The organism is Vibrio sp. 2134-1 (genome assembly GCF_033339495.1).
The window spans coordinates 1-694 of record NZ_JAWOUS010000438.1; the positions used below are offsets into that span (position 1 = coordinate 1).

The 694-nt window shown below is 43.9% G+C and carries 1 protein-coding gene and 1 pseudogene; both read left to right on the plus strand.

Features of this window, described 5'->3' with window-relative positions:
- Positions 1–547 (plus strand): TonB-dependent receptor domain-containing protein (locus tag R7R78_RS26480; protein ID WP_225474656.1); only part of this gene is annotated, 547 nt, incomplete at its 5' end.
- A gap of 78 nt (positions 548–625) precedes the next feature.
- A pseudogene (locus R7R78_RS26485) lies at positions 626–694 on the plus strand (ATPase); the annotation flags it as partial.

The window sequence follows — 694 nt, forward strand, 5'->3', positions numbered from 1 at the left end:
TGAAATGCCGAACTTAAAGCCTGAAGAGTCAAAAAACACGGAACTATCGTTATCTGGTGTGGCATCGATTGTTGATTGGACTGTAACTGGGTATTACAACCAAATTGAAAACATGCTGATCTGGAAAGGTGCGGGCATGCAAAACATTGGTGAAGCTGAGATTAAAGGTATCGAACTAGAAGTTAAACTCGATACTGATATTGTCTCTCATGAGTTCTACCTAGATTACAAAGATCCTGTCGACAAGTCTGGTGCAGAAGATACCCAACTAGCATACCGCTCCAAGCGTGGTGCTAAGTGGAATGCTTATGCGACATTTGACCAATGGACGTTGGGTTCGCAGTATCTTTACCAAGGTGAGCGCTTTAATGGTAGTACAAGACTACCGAGCTACAGCCTATGGAACTTCACCGCTTCTTACGCTGTAAACTCAAGTTGGGACATCAACGCCAAACTAAGCAACGCTTTCGATAAGAACTACGAGATGTACTCAGGTTACGCAACTCCTGGGCGTCAGTACTTTGTATCCGCTGACTATCGATTCTAATTGCGTTTGATACAACAAAGGCCGCCTTATTGGCGGTCTTTATCATTATTGGTGTGCAGAAAATGGCTGGAAAACAAAATGACGAAACCAAAACGTGTCGTAATCAGCTGGTCGAGCGGTAAAGATTCGACATTAACGCTTGAGCGC